20 protein-coding genes are annotated in these 20989 nt (G+C 67.6%); 14 read left to right on the top strand and 6 right to left on the bottom strand.

Features of this window, described 5'->3' with window-relative positions:
• Window positions 1-63 precede the first annotated feature (63 nt).
• The 3 genes from G3I17_RS14205 to G3I17_RS14195 are packed head-to-tail and all read left to right on the top strand — an operon-like array spanning window position 64 to window position 2455.
• Window positions 64-708 carry a VWA domain-containing protein gene (locus G3I17_RS14205; RefSeq protein WP_164596487.1) on the top strand — a complete coding sequence of 215 codons (645 nt, stop codon included), beginning with the start codon at window positions 64-66 and terminating at the stop codon, window positions 706-708.
• 53 nt (window positions 709-761) lie between these two features.
• A complete protein-coding gene (locus tag G3I17_RS14200; protein WP_164596486.1) occupies window positions 762-2321 on the top strand; it encodes a hypothetical protein in 1560 nt (519 codons plus the stop codon).
• Entirely contained in the window at window positions 2318-2455 is a 138-nt protein-coding gene (locus tag G3I17_RS14195; RefSeq protein ID WP_164596485.1) for a hypothetical protein, read from the top strand. The genes G3I17_RS14200 and G3I17_RS14195 overlap by 4 nt, the downstream gene beginning before the upstream one ends.
• Window positions 2456-2503: 48 nt before the next feature.
• Here the strand turns inward: G3I17_RS14195 and G3I17_RS14190 are convergent, their stop codons facing one another.
• Window positions 2504-3007 (bottom strand): toll/interleukin-1 receptor domain-containing protein, encoded by a 504-nt coding sequence (locus G3I17_RS14190; protein ID WP_164596484.1) that lies wholly within the window; start codon window positions 3005-3007, stop codon window positions 2504-2506.
• A 26-nt stretch (window positions 3008-3033) separates the two neighbouring features.
• On the opposite strand from G3I17_RS14190, the gene G3I17_RS14185 reads away from it, so the two are divergent.
• Window positions 3034-4092, top strand: coding sequence for an NBR1-Ig-like domain-containing protein (locus tag G3I17_RS14185; protein WP_164596483.1), 1059 nt, complete (start codon window positions 3034-3036; stop codon window positions 4090-4092).
• Window positions 4082-4978 (top strand): hypothetical protein, encoded by an 897-nt coding sequence (locus tag G3I17_RS14180; protein ID WP_164596482.1) that lies wholly within the window; start codon window positions 4082-4084, stop codon window positions 4976-4978. Before G3I17_RS14185 ends, G3I17_RS14180 begins: the two co-directional genes overlap by 11 nt.
• A gap of 3 nt (window positions 4979-4981) precedes the next feature.
• Here the strand turns inward: G3I17_RS14180 and G3I17_RS14175 are convergent, their stop codons facing one another.
• A complete protein-coding gene (locus G3I17_RS14175; protein WP_203590184.1) occupies window positions 4982-5494 on the bottom strand; it encodes a DUF402 domain-containing protein in 513 nt (170 codons plus the stop codon).
• Window positions 5495-5652: 158 nt separating this feature from the next.
• Here G3I17_RS14175 and dxs point away from each other — a divergent pair, with 158 nt between their 5' ends.
• The 6 genes from dxs (at window position 5653) to G3I17_RS14150 (ending at window position 13360) form a co-directional block, all read left to right on the top strand.
• Window positions 5653-7545: a 1-deoxy-D-xylulose-5-phosphate synthase gene (gene dxs / locus G3I17_RS14170; RefSeq protein WP_164596481.1), complete on the top strand. Its 1893-nt coding sequence runs from the start codon at window positions 5653-5655 to the stop codon at window positions 7543-7545.
• Entirely contained in the window at window positions 7505-8887 is a 1383-nt protein-coding gene (locus G3I17_RS14165; RefSeq protein ID WP_203590183.1) for a hypothetical protein, read from the top strand. Before dxs ends, G3I17_RS14165 begins: the two co-directional genes overlap by 41 nt.
• Before the next feature lie 115 nt (window positions 8888-9002).
• Complete coding sequence (locus G3I17_RS14160; protein WP_203590182.1) at window positions 9003-10385, top strand: hypothetical protein; 1383 nt, start codon at window positions 9003-9005, stop codon at window positions 10383-10385.
• A 72-nt stretch (window positions 10386-10457) separates the two neighbouring features.
• Window positions 10458-10805, top strand: a complete 348-nt coding sequence (locus tag G3I17_RS42085; RefSeq protein WP_343238301.1) for a hypothetical protein — start codon at window positions 10458-10460, stop codon at window positions 10803-10805.
• Complete coding sequence (locus G3I17_RS14155; RefSeq protein ID WP_343238300.1) at window positions 10712-11935, top strand: amino acid permease; 1224 nt, start codon at window positions 10712-10714, stop codon at window positions 11933-11935. The genes G3I17_RS42085 and G3I17_RS14155 overlap by 94 nt, the downstream gene beginning before the upstream one ends.
• A gap of 126 nt (window positions 11936-12061) precedes the next feature.
• On the top strand, window positions 12062-13360 hold the full coding sequence (locus G3I17_RS14150; protein ID WP_164596480.1) for a hypothetical protein: 1299 nt from the start codon (window positions 12062-12064) through the stop codon (window positions 13358-13360).
• Here the strand turns inward: G3I17_RS14150 and G3I17_RS14145 are convergent.
• The 4 genes from G3I17_RS14145 to G3I17_RS14130 form a co-directional block, all read right to left on the bottom strand.
• Window positions 13357-13827, bottom strand: coding sequence for a vitamin K epoxide reductase family protein (locus G3I17_RS14145; RefSeq protein ID WP_164596479.1), 471 nt, complete (start codon window positions 13825-13827; stop codon window positions 13357-13359). The two genes, G3I17_RS14150 and G3I17_RS14145, sit on opposite strands and share 4 nt — an antisense overlap.
• Before the next feature lie 4 nt (window positions 13828-13831).
• Window positions 13832-14737 carry a DUF929 family protein gene (locus tag G3I17_RS14140; protein WP_164596478.1) on the bottom strand — a complete coding sequence of 302 codons (906 nt, stop codon included), beginning with the start codon at window positions 14735-14737 and terminating at the stop codon, window positions 13832-13834.
• A gap of 165 nt (window positions 14738-14902) precedes the next feature.
• Window positions 14903-17017 (bottom strand): 3-hydroxyacyl-CoA dehydrogenase NAD-binding domain-containing protein, encoded by a 2115-nt coding sequence (locus tag G3I17_RS14135; protein ID WP_164596477.1) that lies wholly within the window; start codon window positions 17015-17017, stop codon window positions 14903-14905.
• A complete protein-coding gene (locus G3I17_RS14130) occupies window positions 17014-18219 on the bottom strand; it encodes a thiolase family protein (RefSeq protein WP_164596476.1) in 1206 nt (401 codons plus the stop codon). The genes G3I17_RS14135 and G3I17_RS14130 overlap by 4 nt, the downstream gene beginning before the upstream one ends.
• Window positions 18220-18390: 171 nt before the next feature.
• Between G3I17_RS14130 and G3I17_RS14125 the strand changes: the two genes are divergently transcribed.
• The 3 genes from G3I17_RS14125 to G3I17_RS14115 are packed head-to-tail and all read left to right on the top strand — an operon-like array spanning window position 18391 to window position 20275.
• A complete protein-coding gene (locus tag G3I17_RS14125; protein ID WP_164596475.1) occupies window positions 18391-19065 on the top strand; it encodes a hypothetical protein in 675 nt (224 codons plus the stop codon).
• A gap of 9 nt (window positions 19066-19074) precedes the next feature.
• On the top strand, window positions 19075-19755 hold the full coding sequence (locus G3I17_RS14120) for a dienelactone hydrolase family protein (protein ID WP_164596474.1): 681 nt from the start codon (window positions 19075-19077) through the stop codon (window positions 19753-19755).
• A 31-nt stretch (window positions 19756-19786) separates the two neighbouring features.
• Window positions 19787-20275, top strand: coding sequence for a glutathione peroxidase (locus G3I17_RS14115; RefSeq protein ID WP_164596473.1), 489 nt, complete (start codon window positions 19787-19789; stop codon window positions 20273-20275).
• The last annotated feature ends 714 nt before the right edge of the window (window positions 20276-20989 follow it).

Below are 20989 nucleotides of genomic sequence, written 5' to 3'. Positions count from 1 at the left end.
ACAACAGGTCCAACCTTGCGGTGCACCGTCGGAGCGAAGACGAGCATCCGACGAGGAGATCCGATGGCACCTGAGACAGTACTGCCCTTCTACGTCGCTTGCGATGAGTCGCTGTCCATGGCCGAGCACGAGCAGGCGGTCGCCGGCATCGTTGCCAGCTTCGCCGGTAGTCTCAGGCGCGCCGCGGGGTCGGGGCCGGCCCGGGTACGACTGGGCCTGATCGGGTTCTCGGACTCCGCCCAGGTGCTCCGTCCACTCGGGCCACTGGGGGTCTTCGAGCTGCCCTCGGCTCCCAGACGCGGTACGTCGATCACGAGCTTCCGTACCGCGTTCAAGTTCCTGCTGGACACGATCGAAGCCGACGTCGGCCAGCTCCTCGCCGGGGCAGTGGCCGTGCGCCGGCCGGTGGTCCTGTTCGTCTCGGACGGGCAACCGACGGACCCGGCGACATGGCCGACCGCGCACGCCGCGCTCACCGACCCGGCGCGGCCGACCCATCCGCACCTGCTCACGGTCGGCGTCGGCGATGCCGATGCGGCCACGCTACAACGCATCGCGACGCCATCCCCGCCGCCGGCCTGCCGGACCGCCGGGGTCATCGACGCTTTCACCTGCTCCCCTCGCTGCTCGCTGCTCGTCCGGCGGCCCAGCAGCAAGCAGCGGTCCAGCTCTGATCCATCCGGCGTCCAACCGTCAGCGCAACGCTGACCTCTGCGGCCCACGTCCGGTTTTCGTTCCTCGCACCGATAGGAGGTGTGGTGATGAAACACAGCACTCACACCGGCTTCTCCGCGCACGACTCCGACGAAGCCGAGTCCGATTACCAGCCCTACGAAAGCATGCTCCTTCAAGTCGGCAAGGAGCGGTCGACCGCAGTCACCGGGTGTCAGGAGGAACCCTGTTCGGTGGACGACCTCTCGGCTGTAGACCTGTACTGCAGGGATCACGATCGGCTCATCCCGCTGAGCAGGTACCTGCAGCGGCGCGGGAGCTGGATTCCGGTCAACCTGCTGCGGGGAGCCGTCTGTGGAGCAGTGGTACTCGCCGCCGGAGTGGAGAGTTCGGTCCCTTTGTTCATTCTCTTCGTCCTGGCCGGTCTGGCGATCGTGGCCGGGCCGCTGTACCGGTTCCCGGTCACGATGAGGACGGTGATCTTCGTCTGGCTGCTGGCCGGTCTTGCGGCCGGCCTCCTGCCGCACTTCGGGCACGCCGCTGCGTCGCTGGTCCGAACGATCGCCGTCGTCCTCACGCTTGTGCTCGCGATGCTGTACGCCGGTGCGCTCGCCTGGCGGGAGCAGAGATCGCGGGGTGGTGCTGCCGCGCCCGCCGTGACGGTGGCCGCATTCACCGCCGTGCCGGCCCTGGCAGCCGGGTGGTTCCTTGCGTCGCCGTCGATCGGCCTCATCTCGGTGCCGGACTGGGTGCGGCACTACCTGCCGATCGGGGTGGCGACCGGCGTTGCCGCAACGCTGTTGGTAGCGGCGATCGCCGGAGCAGTCGGTGGCCAGGCGAGGGTGAACACGTTCGTGGCCCCGCTGTTTCCCGTCCGGCGGGAACCGTGGCTCGTCAACTGGCGGGTCGCCGTCCGTCGCGGATCGCGATCCACAGCGAGAGGGGCGTTCGATCGTGCGCTGGCCGAATTCGCTGCGCGGGCCACGGCCGCCATCGTTGCCACCGCTCGGGGAGTGGCGAACATGCTCTTGCGTGCGGCCCACATAGCTTTGGTGCTGGCTGTCCGGTTGGCCAACTGGATCTGCGGACTCGTGGTCGTGGCCTGCCGTCGTCTGGCGGCCGCGGTGCGGGCAACGGCCGAAATTCTCGCGGAGGCGGCCTTGCTCGCCTGGGCCGTGGGATGGCGAACCGCCAGAGTGGTGGTTCTCCCGGTGCTGATGCTGTCCGCCGCCGCCGCGGGCGTCGCCTACGGTGCGATCTACACGTTGCGCTATCTGCTCGGCGACGGACCGGGCGCGCTCGGATTGCTGGCCGTGGCGGCAGCGGGCAGCGTCCTCGCCCTCACCGTTGCCTGGATCGCTTTGTGCGATCTACCGATAGCAGAGACGTCAGAGTCCTGGCGGCGCTCGGTGGAGCGCGTCATGCCACACCTGGTCGTCACTCTCATCGCGGGTGCCTGGGTGGTGGGCATACCGGGGACTCTCGGCCACGGACCGATCAAGGTCGGGTCGCTGACCATCACGTCGACGGTCCTGCTCTTCGTCGTCCTGGGCGTCGCCCAGTGGCGGAATCGCGGACCGGCTGACACCGACGAGACCTCGATGCCCGCGGTAGCGCGGGCGGAGAACCCGAGTACGGGAGGGGGGTGACCGACATGGAGAGAAACCCGGAGAGGAAGGGGGCCCCGGACCCGATCGAGAAGCGGCCGCGGGAGAAGCCCTCGGAAAAAGTGGTGCGGGGACTGGGTAAGGCCGCCATCAAGGGCAACAACAGCGGCAAGTGACGGAAGCGGAAGGTGGGAATGGAGGGGTCCCACCTTCTGCCTCGGCGGTCATGCAGGGCTCAGAAACCCGTCGAGCCGAGGAGCCAGAGTCCGGGTCCTGGCGACGATCTGGTCCAGGTCGGCCCGCCCGTCACGAGGGCGCAGCCGGAGGAACTGCTTGCCTGCCAGTGATCGGATGGCGGCCGGCAGCGCGACCTTTGCCAACGGGGGTACGTCGCCGACGAGGACCGGGACCACGTGCTTGCCAGCCCGTTCGGCCTCGACGATCTCGAGGCGGACCCAGTCGCCGCGGTGGTCGATCAGCCGGCGGCCGTGCTCGTCGGCGGAGGTGAGCCAGCGTGAGCCGATGACCACGAGCAGGACGTCGCAGTCCCGGACAGCAGTGCGTAGCGCCTCGTCGAACGGGGTGCCGGGCGCCATGGACTTGCTGTCCAAGAACACGTTCTGCTCGCCGAACCGTGCCGAGAGCGTGTTGTCCAGCAACACCGCAGCCACATGTTCGTCCGAGGACCGGTAGTTGATGAAGATCGATGCAGAGGTGGCGTTGTTCATGACGCAACCTTGGAACAGGACCATTAATGCGCACTAGCCTCACCAAAGCCAGGGGCGTGTTGGGCAGTGCCGGGCGTCGCGGCCGGCCACCGCAGCCGGCGCCGGTTCACCTCTTCGCCAGCCGTGAGCTCACCGTCGCGATGCGCCAGTTGCGAGGCGCCACCGGTAGCGACCTGGAGCGGACGGTGGAGATTCTCAACCAGACCATCGAGGAGCTGTATCCCGGGGCTAGTCCAGAGGCCCGCCCGGGCGGAGACGGCGGACGTTCGACTCCCCGGCTGGTCTCGGCGAAGTACGTCTCACATCTGGAACGAGGCCTGCATTCCCGGCGTGAACAGGTGCCGCAGTGGGCCGAGCTCGTGACGGTCGACCGGGTCCGGACGAACGCGAGCCGGGTACCGGCCTGGCTGGTGCGGGCCTACGACATCGCCTTCGGCGCCGATGGTTTCCTGGCCGACGTGTATGTCTGGAGCGAGGCGCTGAGGGAGGATCAGTCGCAGGACCTGCCACGCAGGACCCGCGACCTGCCGGCCGATGTGGTTCCGGGCGAGGAGTACGCCTGTCTGATCCGCGATCTGGGAGCGCCGGCCGCAGACCTGCGGACCTTGTTGTCGACCCAGGCAGCGGAGCTGGCTGCAGCGAGAGATCGGTACCAGGCGGCGCCGCGCCTGTGGGTCCCCGCAGCCGCTGACAAGTCGGGCTTTCTCGGTGAAGCGGAGGAAGAGGCGCCGGAAGGGACAGTCGTGGCGCCCGGCAGCATGCTGGTCGCGCGCTTCGTCGTCCACAACGTCGGACAGGTGCCTTGGCGGGATCGGTTGATGTACCGCGTGGGCAGCTCGTCCGCCGGGATCTGCAGTCCGCCTTTCGTCCCTCTCGCCGACACCGATCCTGGGTCCTTCGCCAACGTTCGCTGGGTCCTGCGTGCTCCGACGGAGCCGGGGACCTACCGGATGTGCGTCAAGATGGGCTGGCCGGACGGCACCTATTGCTTCCCGACGACGCTCCTGGGCGTCATCATCACCTTGATCGTGCCGCCCGCGGACATCGCGGACCCGTACCAGGACTGGCCCGATCATGACCGGTGATCACGCGGGAATCCTCAGGGCGCTGCGCGGAACCATGTCCTTGCGGGCGTTCGTCGACCACCTGGTCGAGAACGGCCTGGCTGAGAGCTCGCTCAGCACGCGCCGACTCAGCAACCTCGAGAAAGGCCTGGCCGACCTGTCGCCCGTCGAGTGGGACGAGGTCGCCGACGCACTGATCCGCGCCGGCGTGCCGCCCGAACAGGTCGAGCCGCTACGAGTTGTACCACCCCCGATGATCGCACCGCTCCCGACAAGCACTCCGGCGTCCCGCCTGCAGCAGTGGAGCAGAATCGTCGCTCCGGTCCCGGACAACTCGTGGTGGCAGCGGCTGCTCGCGGCGGCCGCGCGGCTCACGACTGCACAGACTCTCGGCGGTTACCTGCAGTTACTCGATCGGCACGGCAGCGAGCGCGAGGAGCTTCTCCAACTGGTGCGGCGCCGCCTGGAACTGGGAGCGACCGGCGGTCCTTTTCGTCCGGTCGAAGGCGATGCTGTCGGCATCCTTTCCACGGCCTCGTCGGCGCGCATTCAGGTCGATCACAGCGAACCGTTTGTTCTCGAGCTGAAACTGTGCAACCGCGGGATCGTGCCGTGGCGCGATCGTCTGCTCTTCCGGCTGGGCGCTCCGGTGACCTCGAGTCTGCCTCTGACACCTGCGATTCTGCCGGTACCGGACACCGATCCGGGTGACAGTTGTGACCTGCTGGTGCCCGGTCGAGCCCAGTTCTTCCCGAACCTGGCAGTGGTCAGCTACGTGATGGTGTTCCCGGATCTGTCGTCGTGCCTGCCTGGCAGGCTGCCACTCTGGGTGGACACCCGCACCGAGGAATACGACAGCACGTTCGATCTGCCACCCGGTTTCCCGGTGGCACGAGCTACGGATTGACGATCAGGCGGTCGGCGTGAGGGTACGGAGTCTGTCCAGGTAGGTCTTGTAGACGGTGATGAAGGGCTCGGATACGGCGATGTTGGCTACTACCCAGGCGCAGGTGGCTTGGGCTGTGGCGATTACCTGGGGTGGGTAGGCGTAGAGCTTTTGGTGGGTCAGGAACTCGTCTTCGTCCATGACTTTGATGGTGCCGTCTCGGAGGAGGCGGATGTCTAGGTCTAGGTCGACTGTGGTGACGGAGTCGACGCCGAATTCGGGTGGGGTGGTGATGTCGCAGTAGATCTGGGTGGGGTGGGGGGCGTCGTTGAAGAGGGCGCTCCACCATTGGCCTCGGGGGTAGAGGCGGACTCTGTGGTGGTCGATCGTCACCCAGGTGCCGTCGGCTCGTTGGCCGCGGGAGCCAGGGAGAGAACCTACCCAGAGACCGTGTTCGTCTTCACCCAAACGGATGGATTTCAGCAGGCGGTGGGGGCGACCGTCGTACTTGCAGAAGAGTGTCCTCACCATCTCCATACACGTCACTGTAGGTGAGGCTTGCATCACAAGCGAGCAAGCACACGGCCCGTGCGTGGGGCGAGTGTGAGAAATTCACCTTTGGGGCTGCCCGGTTCGGAATCGTCGCTGTCCGTGCATAGACTCAAGACTTCGAGGACAACCTGCGGAGGAGCTCGATGCGCGTTCTGGAGACCGTCGATGGCCCGGCGGACCTCAAAGGAATGACCGATTCTCAGCTGCGTGAGCTGGCCTCGGAGATCCGCGACGTTCTCGTCGAGACGGTGTCGCGGACCGGTGGTCACCTGGGTCCCAACCTGGGCATGGTGGAGATCACGCTGGCGATGCACCGGGTGTTCTCCTCGCCGCGGGACCGGATGGTCTATGACACCGGGCACCAGACCTACGTCCACAAACTGCTCACCGGCCGCGCCGCGACGTTCGACACGCTCCGTCAGGAAGGCGGCCTCTCGGGATACCCGAGCCAGGCCGAGTCCGAGCACGACGTCGTCGAGAACAGCCACGCCTCGACCTCACTCTCGTACGCCGACGGGCTCGCCAAGGCTTACCGGCTCAGAAAAGAGGACCGGCATGTCGTCGCGCTGATCGGTGACGGCGGCCTGACCGGCGGGATGGCCTGGGAGGCGCTCAACAACATCGCCGCGGCCGACGACCTCAAGCTCGTCATCATCGTCAACGACAACGGCCGCTCGTACAGCCCGACCGTCGGTGGCCTGGCCACGCACCTGACCAGCCTGCGCACCAACCCGCGGTACGAGAAGATCCTCGACCTGATCAAGAAGAACCTCGGCCGCACGCCGTACGTCGGCCCGCCGATGTACGAGGTGCTGCACGGGGTGAAGAAGGGCCTGAAGGACATGCTCGCCCCGCAGGGCATGTTCGAGGACCTCGGCCTCAAGTACGTCGGCCCGGTGGACGGTCACGACCGGCAGGCGATGGAGGACGCGCTCGCCAAGGCGAAGGCGTTCGGCGGCCCGGTGATCGTGCACGCGGTCACCCAGAAGGGCTTCGGGTACGCCGCTGCCGAGCAGGACGAGGAAGACAACTTCCACCAGGTCCGGCCGAAGAGCAAGCCGCGCGGCTGGACCGACGTGTTCGCCGAGGAGATCATCGAGATCGGCCACCGCCGGCCCGATGTCGTCGCGATCACCGCCGCGATGCTGCACCCGACCGGCCTGGCCCCGTTCGCCAAAGAGTTCCCCGACCGGATCTTCGACGTCGGCATCGCCGAGCAGCACGCGGTGACGAGTGCCGCCGGCCTGGCGATGGGCGGTCTGCACCCGGTCGTCGGCCTCTACGCGACCTTCCTCAACCGCGCCTTCGACCAGCTTCTGCTCGACGTCGCTCTGCACAAGTGCGGTGTCACCTTCGTGCTCGACCGGGCCGGCGTCACGGGTGACGACGGCGCGAGCCACAACGGCATGTGGGACATGTCGATCCTCCAGGTCGTACCGGGCCTGCGGCTGGCCGCGCCGCGGGACGGCACCCGCCTGCGCGAGCTGCTGAACGAGGCGGTCGAGGTCGACGACGCCCCGACCGTACTGCGGTACGCGAAGGGCGAGGTGTTCGCCGATATCGACGCGATCGACCGCGTCGGCGGCTGCGATGTCCTGGTCCGTACCGGCACCGACGTGCTCATCATCGGGATCGGCTCGATGGCCGCCACCGCCGTCGACGTCGCGAAGAGGCTCGAGGCGCAAGGCTTCGGCGTCACCGTGGTCGACCCGCGTTGGGTCAAGCCGGTCGACCCGAAGCTGATCGAGCTGGCGGCCAAGCACAAGTTCGTCGTGACGATCGAGGACAACGGCCGGGCCGGTGGGTGCGGCGCGGCGATCTCGCAGACGCTGCGCGACGCGGGTGTCACGACGCCGGTGCGCGACTTCGGCATCCCGCAGGAGTTTCTCGGGCACGCCAAGCGCGACAAGATCCTGCAGGAGATCGGCTTGACCGGCCAGGGGTTGGCCCGGGACGTGATAGAGATGATCGCCAAGCAAGGGGACGCGATCACCAGTGAGTCAGACACCGCGAGCGGCAGGCCGGGCGGGGCCTGACGGGGGACCGGCGAGGGGGCGTCACTCCGCGGCTCCCCGGCAGCGTCGGCTCTGGCCGCTGCTGCTGTCGCTGGTTCTCGTAGCCGGTGCCGTCGCCGGTGGTCTCGCCCTGCACCGGTCCAGCGCCGACCCCGACGGCGCCGGCATCGTCACGCCCAAGACGAGCGGCCCGCCGGAGATCGACGAGACCGCCCGCGCCGCCGGCGTCAAGAAGGTGCTGGTACGCCGCGCGCAGGCGGTCAGCGGCAACGACGAGCAGGAGTTCCTCCGCGACGTCGACCCGGTCGACAAGCTCCTCGTCGCCCGGCAGAAGCAGCTCTTCGCGAACCTGCAGCAGTTCGGTTTCCAGAGCATCCGGTACGAGCAACTGAGGGAACAGTTCGACCAGCGACTCGTCGACAAGTACGGCCCCTCGACGTACCTGGTCGGCGTGGCGATGACGTACCAGATCAAGGGCATCGACCCGCAACCCGTGCGGACGATGCTCGGCTACACCTTCACCCAGAAGCCCGACGGCAGCTGGCTGTTGGTGTCCGATTCCGACATGGATCAGCTGCTCCCGCGCGGGTCGCATCAGGAGGCGTGGGATCTCGGCCAGATCCTGGTGAAGCGGTCCCCGCGGGTGCTGATCGTGGTCGAGCGCGGCCAGGGCAAGCTCGCCGACAACCTCGCCGCGAAGGCGGTCAGCGCGGTGCAGGCGGTCAGCAAGAGCTGGCCGGGCGGCTGGACGGGCTCCGGGGTGGTGATCGCCCTGGACGACAAGATCGTCCGGGGCGCCGACTACACCGTCCCGAAGAACGCCGAGGACGCACTGGCGATGGCGACCTGGGTCTACCGGACGCTGCCCGGCGAGGTGACCGCGATGGGGCAGCGCGCCGACTCGTACGTCGTGATCAACCCGCGCAACCGCGCCAAGGTCGACGCTCGCACGCTGGCGCACGAGTTCACGCATGTGGCGACAGCGCCGTACGGGGCCTATGCGCCGCGCTGGCTGGTGGAGGGCGCGGCGACGTACGTCGAGTTCCTGCCGATGGCCGGTGAGGAGGACCTCGCGCTCGACAAGTACCGCAAGGAGGTCCGGTCGAAGTACCTGGCGAGGGCGAAGACGCTTCCCGCGGACAGCGTCTTCTTCAAGGACTCGAACAGCTCGTACCCGATGTCGTGGCTCGCGGTCGACTACCTGTTCACGAAGTACGGCGGGACCGAGGTCGGCACGCTCTACCAGGAGATGGCCTCCCTCGGCTCGACCCAGGCCGAACGCAACCGGATCATGCTCGAGCACGTCGGCATCACCGAAGCCGGCCTTTTCCAAGCCCTGAAGGCCGCCGCTGCTGCCCAATAGGGCTCGGGGCAGACAGGGGCAGGTTGTATACCGGGCGTGTCGGTGGTGGAATCCGCTGGACCGAGTAGGGTAGCCGGGCTGTAGCAGACGGGCGGACCGGAGGAATCGACCCGACGTGAGTTTCACACCACCTAGCGCCGCCCCGTCCGGCGCTGAGGTTCCGCCCCACGGGCCCCGCCGAGCGCTGGGCCTGCTCCTTGCCGTGGCCGTGGTGTCGGCCGGCGTCGTGTACGCCGTCGAGGACCGCCAAAGGGATGCCCGGGCCAGGCCGAGCGCGCCCTTGACGAAGCCGCCGACCACCCAGCCCAACCGCGGCACCAAACCGCCGTCCAAGACGGCCGCCGCGGTGGCGGCCCGCCGGCTGGCCGTCGACACGATCCTGCTCCGGCGCGCGAAGGCCGTCCGGACGGTCAACGAGAAGCTGTTCCTGCAGGACGTCGACCCGGCGAACGCGAAACTGCGGCAGGCCCAGAAGGTGCTGTTCGCGAACCTGGTCGAGCTCGGCCTGGACGAGATCGGGTACAGCCAGGCCGAGGAGCGATTCGACCAGGCCGCGGTCCGCGAGCACGGCGCCTCGACGTACCTGGTCCGGGTATTGATGCGGTACCAGATCCACGAGGTCGATCTGACGCCGGTGACCACCGAGCTCGGCTACACCTACGTGCACCGCAGCGGCCGCTGGGTCATGGCCGACGACAACGATCTCGACAAGGACCTCGGGCCGGGCGCACACCAGGAGGCCTGGGACCTCGGCCGCTTCGAGGTGCATCGCGCCCCACGCGTCCTCGTGCTGGTCGACAAGGGCGACACGCAGCGCGGCCGCTCGATCGTCACCGAGGCCACCGAGGCGCTCGGCGAGGTAACGGCGTACTGGCCGCGCAAATGGCGTGGCTCGGTGCTGATCGCGGCGTTGGACGACACCGACGTCCGGGACGCGCGGTTCGCCGACGAGGATGTCGAGTCCGCGGCGAGCGCCGGGTCGACCTTCTCGTCGCTGCCCGGTCAGGACACCGCCGACGGAACCGTCGCCGGCGCCTACATCGTGGTCAACCCGAAGGAACGCGACCGGGTCGACGAGATCCTGCTGTCGCACGAGATCACCCACGTCGCGACCGCCGATCTCGGTGGCTACGAGCCGCTGTGGCTGGCCGAGGGCTGCGCGGAGTACGTCTCCTGGCGCGGCATCGAGGCGATCAGCGGGCCCGGCGAGGTCGGCAAATGGGAGCAGGAAGTCATCGACGACGCGCTCCCGCTGCTCACCGCCCTGCCGTCGGACCAGGGCTTCTACCAGAACACCGCCGACGTGTACGGCGTGAGCTGGCTGGCCGTGCGCTTCCTGGTGAAACGGCTCGGACTGGCGGCGGTCGAGGAGCTGTACGAGGATTTGGCTAGGCATGGAATCGATCAGGCGTCGCGGGATCGGATCCTGCTGACCAGGACCGGGTTCACCGAGGCGACACTCTGGATCTACCTGAAGGACTACGAGCCTCAACGCTGAGTGGCGGTTTGACCTCGGGCTGTCAGGTTGGCAGGCTCGGAGGGTTCCGTCCGAGTTTGAGGAGGCGTACAGATGAGTCTGTTGCGAACCAAGACGATCGAGCAGTCGATCGCGGACACCGACGAGCCGGAGTACCAGCTCAAGAAACGCCTCACCGCCCTCGACCTGACCGTCTTCGGCATCGGCGTCATCATCGGCGCCGGCATCTTCACCCTGACCGGTCGCGCCGCCCAGGCCTTCGCCGGTCCGGGCATCGCACTGTCTTTCGTGTTCGCGGCGATCTGCTGTGGGCTGGCCGCGCTGTGTTACGCGGATTCTCCTCGACCGTGCCGGTCTCCGGCTCGGCGTACACGTTCTCCTACTTCTCACTGGGTGAGATCTTCGCCTGGATCATCGGCTGGGACCTGCTGCTCGAGCTGATGCTCGGGGCAAGCGTTGTCGCGCAGGGCTGGTCGACCTACGCCGCGTTGTTCCTCGACCAGATCGGGCTGGGCTGGCCCGCGTCGATCGGGCCGAAGAGCGACGTGAACGTGCTCGCGATGCTGCTGGTGATCGTGCTGACCATCCTGGCCACGGTCGGCATCAAGGAGTCGTTGCGGGTCAACCTGGTGCTGGTCGCGGTGAAGCTGTTCGTCGTGCTGTTCGTGATCATCGCCGGGCTGTTCTACGTCAAGGCCTCGAACCTGAGCCCGTTCATCCCGCCGGGCGTCCCGGCCGCGAGCGGCGACGCGACGATCACCACGCCGCTGATCCAATGGATCACCGGGGCGCCGTCGACGTTCGGTGTGATGGGCCTGATCTCGGGCGCCTCGCTGGTGTTCTTTGCCTTCATCGGCTTCGATGTGGTCGCGACGACCGCGGAGGAGGCCAAGAACCCGCAGCGCGACCTGCCCCGCGGCATCCTCGGCTCGCTGGCGATTTGCACGGTGCTCTACGTGCTGGTCTGCATCGTCATCACCGGCATGGTCAAGTACACCGACATCAAGGGTGAGGCGGCGTTGGCCGAGGCCTTCCGGTCGGTCGGCAGGCCTGGTTTCGCGACGCTGATCTCGGCCGGAGCGGTCGCCGGTCTGACCACCGTGGTGCTGACGCTGATGATCGGCGCGGCGCGCGTCGTCTTCGCGATGAGCCGGGACCACCTGGTACCGGCCAAGCTGGGCAAGACGCACCCGAAGTTCGGTACGCCGTACCGGCTGACAGTCGGCATCGGCGTGGTGGTCGCGATCGTGGCCGGGGTGACGCCGATCGGCAAGCTGGAGGAGATGGTGAACATCGGCACGCTGGCCGCGTTCACGCTGGTCTCCATCGCGGTGCCGCTGCTGCGCCGGAGCCGGCCCGACATCGAGCGCTCGTTCAAGGTGCCGGGCAACCCGGTGGTGCCGCTCCTGGCAGCGCTCATCTGCATCTACCTGATGCTGAACCTGTCGCTGGAGACCTGGATTCGGTTCCTGGTCTGGATGGTGCTCGGCTTCGTCGTCTACGCGATCTACGGCTACCGCAAGAGCCGCGTCGGCGAGACGGAGCGCACGGGCGAGAGCACGCACGCCTAGCGCTGCGTGGAGCAGTAAGCGGAGGGACCGCGTTCCCGGGATCACCCCGAGGGCGCGGCCCTTCCGGCGTCCCGGGGCACGGCGTATTATCCGTCCGGCCGGATCGAGCCGGGCGAGGAGCGGGACATGGTGATGCAGCGGGGACGCCTCTTCGCGGGCGCTGCCGCGCTGGTCCTCGTGAGCGCCGTCGGTGTCGCGGTCGCGACCAGGTCGGACAACAGCGCGACAGCAGGTGGTACTGCCGCAGCGGCGACCGCAGGTGCCAAGGCCGGCTCGCCGCAGTCGCGCAAGGCCGCGCTCGACGTGATCCTCGCCCAGCGCGCGACCGCCGTGCTGAAGGGTGACGTGAAGGCGTTCATCGCCTCGGTCGACCCCCAGCAGCCGAAGCTCGTGGCGAAGCAGCGCGTGTTGTTCGCGAACCTTCGCCAGTTCCAGTTCAGCACTCTGCGGTACTTCGTCGCCGACGAGCGACTTGCGCCGAACCTGGTGGAGAAGTACGGCAACACCGCCTTCTCCACCCGCGTGATGATGCGCTACCAGCTCGCCGGGCTCGACCCGGGGCCGGTGCAGACCGACCTCGGCTACACCTTCGTGGTCCGGGCCGGCCGCTGGATCCTGGTCGCGGACGACGCGATCGACCAGACGCTGAGCGACGACGGCCATCGCCAGCCGTGGGACTTCCAGCCGATCACCGTGATCCGCCGCGGCAAGATCGTCGTGGTGGTCGACAAGTCCGAGGCGGCGCTCGGCAAGAAGATCGCCGGCGTCTCGAAGACCGCGATCTCCGCCGTACACCGGCACTGGCCTCGACCCTGGAACGGTGCCGTGATGGTGGTCGCGATGCCCGAGCCCCGGGTGATGTCACTGCTGTGGACGACCGGCACGGGCACCGGCTGGACGATCGCGGCGAAGGCCGTCACCCTGTACGACGGTGAGCCGCTGAGCGTGAAGGCAGCTGCACCGGTGGGCAGCAGGATCGTGATCAACCCGGCCGTCCGCAAGAGCCTCGACGAGGACCTGCTGGTCCACGAGATGACCCACGTCGCGACCGTACCGATCGGCGTCCATGCGCCGGTCTGGCTGGTCGAGGGCATCGCCGAGTACGTGCGCTGCCGCTCGATCGAGGATGACCCGCACTGGACCGTCGATCCCTATCGCAAGACGGTCAGAACGAAGTACCTGCCGTCGATGAAGGTGCTCCCGGGGGAGACGCAGTTCGACGCTAGCGGCGACCGCTCGTACGGGCAGGCTTGGTGGGTGACGGAGTACCTGGTCTCCACCAAGGGCGAGAAGGGCATGGCCGCGCTCTACACAGACCTGGCACTACACGGCACCAGCCCGGCGGCGATCGCCTCAATCATCAAAAAACAAACAGGCAAGACCCCACCCGAACTAGTCACCGCGGTCAAGAAGTTCCGAGGCTAGTCCTCGAGTGGTGGTAGGGCCTGGCGGATGACGACTAGGGCGAACAGGACGAGCGTTAGTCCGTGGACGACTGTGCACCATAGGCAGATGGCGTCGATTTGGAAGAGTTCGGCCCAGATCAGGTAGCAGACGAAGATGACTCCGACTACGACAGCTGTCAGGCGTAGGCGGCTCGGCCAGGGGGACGTAGTGCGCCATAGGGGTGGCAGCGAGAGGGCTGTCATGCCGATGAAGAACAGTAGGCCGAGTAGTGCTACGGGGATGCCGAAGAGCTTGGAGTACTCGCTGCTGGTGACCTTCAGGCAGTTGACCACGCCGGTGTCGGGGCAGGCGAGCGTCGTACCAGCTGTGAAGTGCTCATAGGTCAGGTACGACGCGACGGCGACCCCGGCGATGGACAGCACCAGGGTCGCCCACGGGAGCCAGCCCAGCGGTTTGCGCCCAGTGGCCCTTGTGGTCGAGCTCACCGGGTCAGCTCTTCCCGAGCTTGCCGGCTGCCGTCTTGACCACGTCGGTCGAGCAGACGGCCGCGGGCTGGTTGTTGGTGAGCTGGCAGATGGCCGCGGTGTAGACGTTGGCCGAGCCGAGAACGGCCTTCGCGATCGGGTTCGCCGGGTCCTTCAATGCGTCGGCGATCTCGGTCTGCGTCTTCCCGGCCAGGACCTCCGGCGTATACGTCGCGCCGGAGCCGACGAACTTGCCGCCGAGGTCGATGAACGGGATCGAGCCGCCGCTCTTCACGTACGGCGGCTGGTTGAACGTGTCGAAGGTCTTCTGGTCCTCGGCCGTCGGGGTGTCCAGCGGGGCGTACTGCCCGTTGACCTGCTCGTTGGTGGTCGTCTCGACACCGGTGAAGGCGAGGTACTGGCTGGTGAAGGTCGAGCCGTGGAAGGACAGCGTCGCGGTGTTGGGGAACACGTCGGCGGCGGCCGAGTGGGTCGTGCCGAGGTTGCTGAAGGTGCCGAAGCGGGAAAGCGCGACCGTGACGGGCCAGCGCTCCGCGGCGCAGTACGGGCAGAACTCGGCGCCGATGTAGAGCACCTTCGGCTTGCCGCCGTCGGTCAGCGCCGGGGCGGTGATGGCCGCGGGAGCAGCCTGGACGCCGTCGCTGCCGACCGTGGCGAAGGTCGCGGCCGGGATGCTGGCGAGCGTGGAGATCAGGTTCGTGTCGGCCGTGCCGGACGGGCCGGCCGCCTCGTCCTTCTTGCCGCCACCGGCGAGGCGGACCGCGACGAGTCCACCGATCACGACGAGGACGACCACGACGGCGCTGATCGCGATCAGCACCCGCCTGCGGCGCTCGGCCCGCGCCTGGGTGGCGGCGAGCGCCGCCGCCTTCTCGCGAGCCTGAGACTTCTGTTCCGTGCGCTTGCTCATGTTCTCCCCAACATCGGTTTGGTCCATCAAGGACAACTGCCGACCAAGCCAGGAAGTTCCGCGCCGCATGTTGCAAAAGGGAGAAAAAGAGAGGGGGCGAGAAAGAAAGTTGCTGGGGCCAGACCGGGCTTCCGGCGCCGGACCGACCCCCAGCAGTCTGTTGTACTACGCGATGCTTGCGACGCCCTTCGGCAGGAACCGCTTACCGTTGACCTTCTCGGCGATGCCGCTGCGGTCCAGGTACGGCGTCATGCCACCGAGGTGGAAGGGCCAGCCCGCACCCAGCAGGAGGCAGAGGTCGATGTCCTGCGCCTGCGCCACCACACCCTCGTCGAGCATGATCTGGATCTCCTCGGCCAGCGCGGTCAGCACCCGGCTGCGCAGCTCCTCGGCGGTCGACGGCTTGTCGCCGACCGTCACCAGCGCCTCGACCTCCGGGTCCACCGACGGCTTGCCCTCGGCGCTCCAGACGTAGAAGGAGTTCTTGCCGGCAGCAACCACCTTGGCGAGGTTCGCCGACACCGCGAAGCGCTGGGGATACGCCCGGTTCATCGTCTCGGCGACGTGCAGCGCGACCGGCAGCCCGACGAGCTGCAGCAGCACGAACGGCGGCATCGGCAAGCCGAGCGCCGACAATGCCTTGTCCGCTTCGGGAATCGGCGTGCCCTCGTCGACAGCGGCGCTCACCTCGCCGAGGAATCGGGTCAGCAGCCGGTTCACCACGAAGGCCGGTGCGTCCTTGACCAGTACGCACGACTTCTTCAGCGTCTTGCCAACGGCGAACGCCGTCGCCAGCGCGGCGTCATCCGTCTGGTCCGCGCGGATGATCTCCAGCAGCGGTAGTACCGCGACCGGGTTGAAGAAGTGGAACCCGACGACCCGCTCCGGGTGCTCGAGGTCGGCCGCCATCTCGGTGATCGACAGCGAGCTGGTGTTGGTCGCGAGGATCGCGTCCGGCCGGATGATCTTCTCCAGATCGGCGAAGATCGTCTTCTTCAGCTGCAGCTCCTCGAAGACCGCCTCGATCACGAAGTCGGCGTCCGCGAAGACGGCACGATCCACCGAACCGGTGACGAGCGCCTTCAGCTGGTTGGCCTTGTCGGACCGGATCCGGCCCTTGCCGAGCAGCTTGTCGATCTCGCCGTGCACATAGCCGACGCCACGGTCGACGCGCTCCTGGTCGAGGTCCGTGAGGACCACGGGCACCTCGAGCCGGCGGGCGAACAGCAACGCCAGCTGTCCGGCCATCAGACCGGCGCCGACAACGCCCACCTTTTTGACCGGGCGGGCGAGCGACTTGTCCGGCGCTCCGGCCGGGCGCTTGGCGCGCTTGTTGACCAGGTCGAAGGCGTAGAGGCCGCTGCGCAGCTCCTCGCTCATGATCAGGTCGGCGAGCGCCTCGTCCTCGGCGGCGAAGCCACGATCGCGGTCGTTGTCCTTGGCCGCCGCGATCAGATCCAGCGCCCGGTACGGCGCCGGGGCCGCGCCGCTCACCTTGAGGTCGGCGAACGCCTTGCCGCGCGCAACAGCCGCGTCCCAGGCCTCGCCGCGATCGATCTCGGGCCGGTCGACGGTGACCTCGCCGGTCAGCACCTTGCTCGCCCAGATCAGCGACTGCTCGAGGAAGTCGGCCGAGTCGAGCAGGACGTCGCCGATGCCGAGCTTGACCGCCTCGGGACCGCTGAGCATCTTGTTCTGGTTCAGGGCGTTCTCGACCACGACCTTGACGGCCTTGTCGGCGCCGATCAGGTTCGGCAGCAAGAAGTTGCCACCCCAGCCCGGCAGCAGCCCGAGGAAGACCTCGGGCGTCGAGATCATCCCGGCAGCGACGGAGACAGTCCGGTACTGCGCGTGCAGCGCGACCTCGAGGCCGCCACCAAGAGCGACCCCGTTGACGAAGGCGAACGACGGCTTGCCACCGTCGAGCAGCTTGCGCAGGACGCCGTGGCCGATCTTGGCGAGGTTGAGCGCCTGCTCGCGCCCGGTCAGTTTCGGTACGCCGCTCAGATCGGCGCCGGCAGCCAGGATGAACGGCTTGCCGGTGACGCCGATCGCGACGACATCCTCCCGCGCCAGCGCGGCGTCGATCGCCTTGTTCAGCTCGGCCAGACCCTTGGGGCCGAAGGTGTTCGGCTTGGTGTGGTCCTGGAGGTTGTCGAGGGTGATCAGCGCCAGCGTGCCGGCCTTGTTCGGCAGGACGACGTCACGGCTCGGCGCGAGCGTGACGAGCTCGTCGTTCTCGATCGCGACGGCCTCGTCGATGAGGTCTTGCAAGCTCATGCCTTGTTCCCCTCGAAGTTCGGGTTCTCCCAGATGACGGTTCCGCCCATGCCGAGGCCGACGCACATCGTGGTCAGGCCGTACCGGACCTCGGGCCGCAGCTCGAACTGCTTGGCCAGCTGGGTCATCAGGCGGATGCCGGAGGACGCCAGCGGGTGGCCGTACGCGATCGCGCCGCCGTACGGGTTGACGCGCGGGTCGTCGTCCGCGATCCCGTAGTGCTCGAGGAACGCCAGTACCTGGACGGCGAACGCCTCGTTCACCTCGAAGGCCTGGATGTCGTCGATGGTCAGGCCGGCCAGCTTCAGCGCCTTCTCGGTCGCCGGGACCGGGCCGAAGCCCATCACCTCGGGCTCGACGCCGACGAAGCCGTAGGAGACCAGCTTCATCTTCGGCTTCAGGCCGAGCTCCTCGGCCGCCTCGGCCGACGTGAGCAGTGCGGCAGTGGCGCCGTCGTTGATCCCGGCCGCGTTGCCCGCGGTGACCCGGCCGTGCGGACGGAACGGGGTCTTCAGCTTGGCCAGGTCCTCCAGCGTGGTGCCCGGGCGCATCGGCTCGTCGGCGGTCGCCAGACCCCAGCCTTGCTCGGCCGAGCGGATCGCGATCGGCACCAGGTCAGGCTGGATCAGGTCGTTCGCGTACGCCTTGGCGGCGCGTTCCTGGGACAGTACGGCGAAGGCGTCGGTACGGGCCTTGGTGATGCTCGGGTACCGGTCGTGCAGGTTCTCGGCCGTCGACCCCATCACCAGCGCGCTGGTGTCGACGAGCTTCTCGGAGATGATCCGCGGGTTCGGGTCGACGCCCTCGCCCATCGGGTGCCGGCCCATGTGCTCGACGCCGCCGGCGATCACCACGTCCTGGGCGCCGAAGGCGATCCCGGACGCGAGTGTGGTCACCGCCGTCATGGCGCCCGCGCACATCCGGTCGATGGCGTAGCCCGGAGTGGTGTTCGGCAGACCGGCCAGCAGGGCGGCGGTCCGGCCGATGGTCAGGCCCTGGTCGCCGATCTGGGTGGTGGCCGCGATGGCGACCTCTTCCACCTTCTCCGGCGGCAGCGACGGGTTGCGCCGGAGAATTTCCCGGATGCACTTGATCACCAGGTCGTCGGCGCGCGTCTCGGCGTACAGGCCGGTGGCCTTGCCGTTTCCGAACGGGGTGCGAACGCCGTCGACGAAGACGACATCGCGGATCTCACGGGGCACGAGGCCCTCCTCTGTGCTTCAGGAGTGGGAGCACCGCCAAGGCTACCCGTCGGTAACACTTCCCCCCAACCCGCCACGCCTGTGCCCCTCCTCACAAGCCGATTCCGGTAACCCGTGGCGTCGGCGGCCGTTCGAGCGCATTCTGGGATGACGAGCGTCTCAGGAGTCGCCATGAACAACTTCGATCTTGCAGTCCCGGTCCTGTCGCGGGGCAAACACCGCAACCCTCGCAAGGGCGCCTGCTTCATGGAGTTCGCGTCGTACCTCGCGGGCGAGCCCTGGTCGGATCACCCGGCCTGTACCGATCCACTGCTGGCCGGAGTGGCCCGCGACGTCAACGATTGCACGACGGACGCCGGTCGGACTCGGCTGGCTCCACTGATCCCCTCGGTGATCGGGCTGACCCCGGAGGACCCACACGTCGTACCGCTGATGACCGGTGTGTGTATCCAGCACGCGCTGCCGGTGGTGTCGCAGGAGCGGCAGTACATCCTGGCCGTGGCGCTGTTGGTGGGGGAGCGCACCCTGGCCGCACTGGATGGCCAGCCTCTCGACACGTTGCGCCCGGAGGCCCAGGTGGCGCTGGACGCAGTACCGTCGGCTGCCAAGTGGGCCCGGACCTTCACTGCCCGACCACACCGCGGTACGCCGGACTTCGCGCGCCGGACGGCCCCACGGGCAGTGTCGTGTGCCGTGGAGGGCATCTCGCAGGCCTGCGTGTCCAACCCGGACGAGCGGCTCTACGAGCTCCTTGAGGCAGTAATCGCCGAGTGCGAGCGGTGGATGCCCGCTCCGGTGGTTGCGCCGACCCAGGTGACGCGACGGGAGTCTGTGGAGGCGAAGTAGGCTCCAAGGGTGACCTTGGAGATTGATACCGGCTCGGGGCTGATGCCGGCACACGTATGGGAACCTGCCGGCGGAACTGGGCCTGGCATTCTGCTGCTCCAGGAGATCTTCGGAGTCTCCGACTACATCAAGCGGCGGGCCGTCGATCTCGCCACACTCGGGTACTACGTCGTCGCACCGGAGATCTACTGGCGCCTGGACGACGCGGAGCTGGACGAGTCGGCTCCCGACCTGTTGGACCAGGCGATCGGCCTGATGCAGCGACTCGACTGGCCGACCGCCGTCTCGGACTCGGTCGCCGCGCTGGACTACTTGCGCAGCCGTGAGTTGGGCGTAGGCATCGTCGGCTTCTGCTTCGGCGGGGGACTGGCCTTCAACGTGGCAGCCGTGTCACCGCCCGACGCCCTGGTGAGCTACTACGGCTCCGCGCTGCCGCAGTTGCTGGAGCTGGCTCCCGACGTGAACGCCGTCAGCCTGCACCACTTCGGCGATGCCGACGACTACCTGAAGCCGGATGCCGTCGACCGGATCGTCGCGGCCGTCGACCGTCCCGAGAACGAGATCTACCGCTATCCCGGGGCCGGGCACGCGTTCGACAACCCGATGCCCGCCTTCCACCACGCCGAGGCGTCAGCGCTCGCGTGGAGCCGTACCGAAGTCTTTCTCAGCCGCCACCTTCCGACGGCTTGATCGGCCCTTCCACCTTCTCTTAAGGATTTTGATGAGCCTGTACGACATCCCACTGCACACTCTTTCCGGCGCCGACACCTCCCTGGCCGAGTACAAGGGCAAGGCCGTGCTCGTCGTGAACGTCGCCTCCAAGTGCGGCCTCACCCCGCAGTACGAGGGCCTGGAGAACCTGCAGAAGCGCTACGAGGACCGCGGCTTCACCGTGCTCGGTGCGCCCTGCAACCAGTTCGGCGGCCAGGAGCCCGGCTCGGCCGAGGAGATCGAGACGTTCTGCTCGATGACGTACGGCGTGACGTTCCCGATGCTGGACAAGCTCGAGGTCAACGGCGACGGCAAGCACGCCCTGTACTCCGAACTCACCCAGACCCCCGACGCCGAAGGCACCGCCGGCGACGTCCAGTGGAACTTCGAGAAGTTCCTCATCACCCCAGAAGGCACCGTCGCCGGCCGCTTCCGCCCGCAGACGCTGCCGGAGTCGGACGAGATCACCAAGGCGATCGAGGCGCAACTCAGCGCCTGACCAGGGGGTGGCTGGATCCGGGGTGCTGTCGCCAAGGGGACTCTGGATCCGGGGTGCTGTTGCCAAGGGGACTCTGGATCCGGGTGCTGACGGAAAGGGACTCTGGATTGCGTCGCCGGGCTGCGAAATGGTCCTAGTCGTGGTGGTGCGTATCAAGAGCGCTTCGCGTCCCTTCGGGATCGAAACAAGTTTCGACTCTTGACACGCACCACCACGACCAGGGAAAGACGCAGCTATCCCGGAGTCGCTGCAAAGACTGACCACGATGAATGAATCACCACCATCGCCAGGACCAGCCACCATCCGGGCACATTCGGGCACCCGAGTCCCGCCCGGCCGGGCACCATTCGAGTGGCCGTGACGCCACGACCCACGTGGAGCCGGGGCCTGCTCGGGGCCGACGGGGATCGGCGACCTCAAATCCTCGGCCACTAGCGCGTTATTCGACGGCTAGCGTGCTAGAGCACGCTAGCCGTCGAATAACCTGCCAGCCGACCCCCAGCAAGACGATTTCAGCCCCCGAAATCGCCCAAACAGCACCATCCCAGTGAACACGCCTGTCGCGTTTGGTCGAGGGGACCGGCAGGACCGCCATGCATGCATAACTGGCCGGACGCGACGAGGTAGGCGCTTGCCTGGTGACTTGGGTATGCGGGGAAGTCCGTTGCCCTTGGCAACTATGCCAGCCGGTGGGTGTGGACGGGGCGTCCATGG

Source organism: Streptomyces sp. SID13031, from assembly GCF_010548305.1.
Lineage (GTDB): Bacteria > Actinomycetota > Actinomycetes > Propionibacteriales > Kribbellaceae > Kribbella.
Note: the sequence above shows the minus strand (reverse complement) of the source record. Positions and strands in the feature narration are given on the sequence as shown.

Coding starts and splice junctions, on each gene's coding strand:
- G3I17_RS14200 (WP_164596486.1), top strand. CDS start 762: ATGAAACACAGCACTCACACCGGCTTCTCCGCGCACGACTCCGACGAA.
- G3I17_RS14150 (WP_164596480.1), top strand. CDS start 12,062: ATGGTGATGCAGCGGGGACGCCTCTTCGCGGGCGCTGCCGCGCTGGTC.
- G3I17_RS14175 (WP_203590184.1), bottom strand. CDS start 5,494: ATGGAGATGGTGAGGACACTCTTCTGCAAGTACGACGGTCGCCCCCAC.
- G3I17_RS14180 (WP_164596482.1), top strand. CDS start 4,082: ATGACCGGTGATCACGCGGGAATCCTCAGGGCGCTGCGCGGAACCATG.
- G3I17_RS14125 (WP_164596475.1), top strand. CDS start 18,391: ATGAACAACTTCGATCTTGCAGTCCCGGTCCTGTCGCGGGGCAAACAC.
- G3I17_RS14115 (WP_164596473.1), top strand. CDS start 19,787: ATGAGCCTGTACGACATCCCACTGCACACTCTTTCCGGCGCCGACACC.
- G3I17_RS14135 (WP_164596477.1), bottom strand. CDS start 17,017: ATGAGCTTGCAAGACCTCATCGACGAGGCCGTCGCGATCGAGAACGAC.
- G3I17_RS14190 (WP_164596484.1), bottom strand. CDS start 3,007: ATGAACAACGCCACCTCTGCATCGATCTTCATCAACTACCGGTCCTCG.
- G3I17_RS14140 (WP_164596478.1), bottom strand. CDS start 14,737: ATGAGCAAGCGCACGGAACAGAAGTCTCAGGCTCGCGAGAAGGCGGCG.
- dxs (WP_164596481.1), top strand. CDS start 5,653: ATGCGCGTTCTGGAGACCGTCGATGGCCCGGCGGACCTCAAAGGAATG.
- G3I17_RS14185 (WP_164596483.1), top strand. CDS start 3,034: ATGCGCACTAGCCTCACCAAAGCCAGGGGCGTGTTGGGCAGTGCCGGG.
- G3I17_RS42085 (WP_343238301.1), top strand. CDS start 10,458: ATGAGTCTGTTGCGAACCAAGACGATCGAGCAGTCGATCGCGGACACC.
- G3I17_RS14205 (WP_164596487.1), top strand. CDS start 64: ATGGCACCTGAGACAGTACTGCCCTTCTACGTCGCTTGCGATGAGTCG.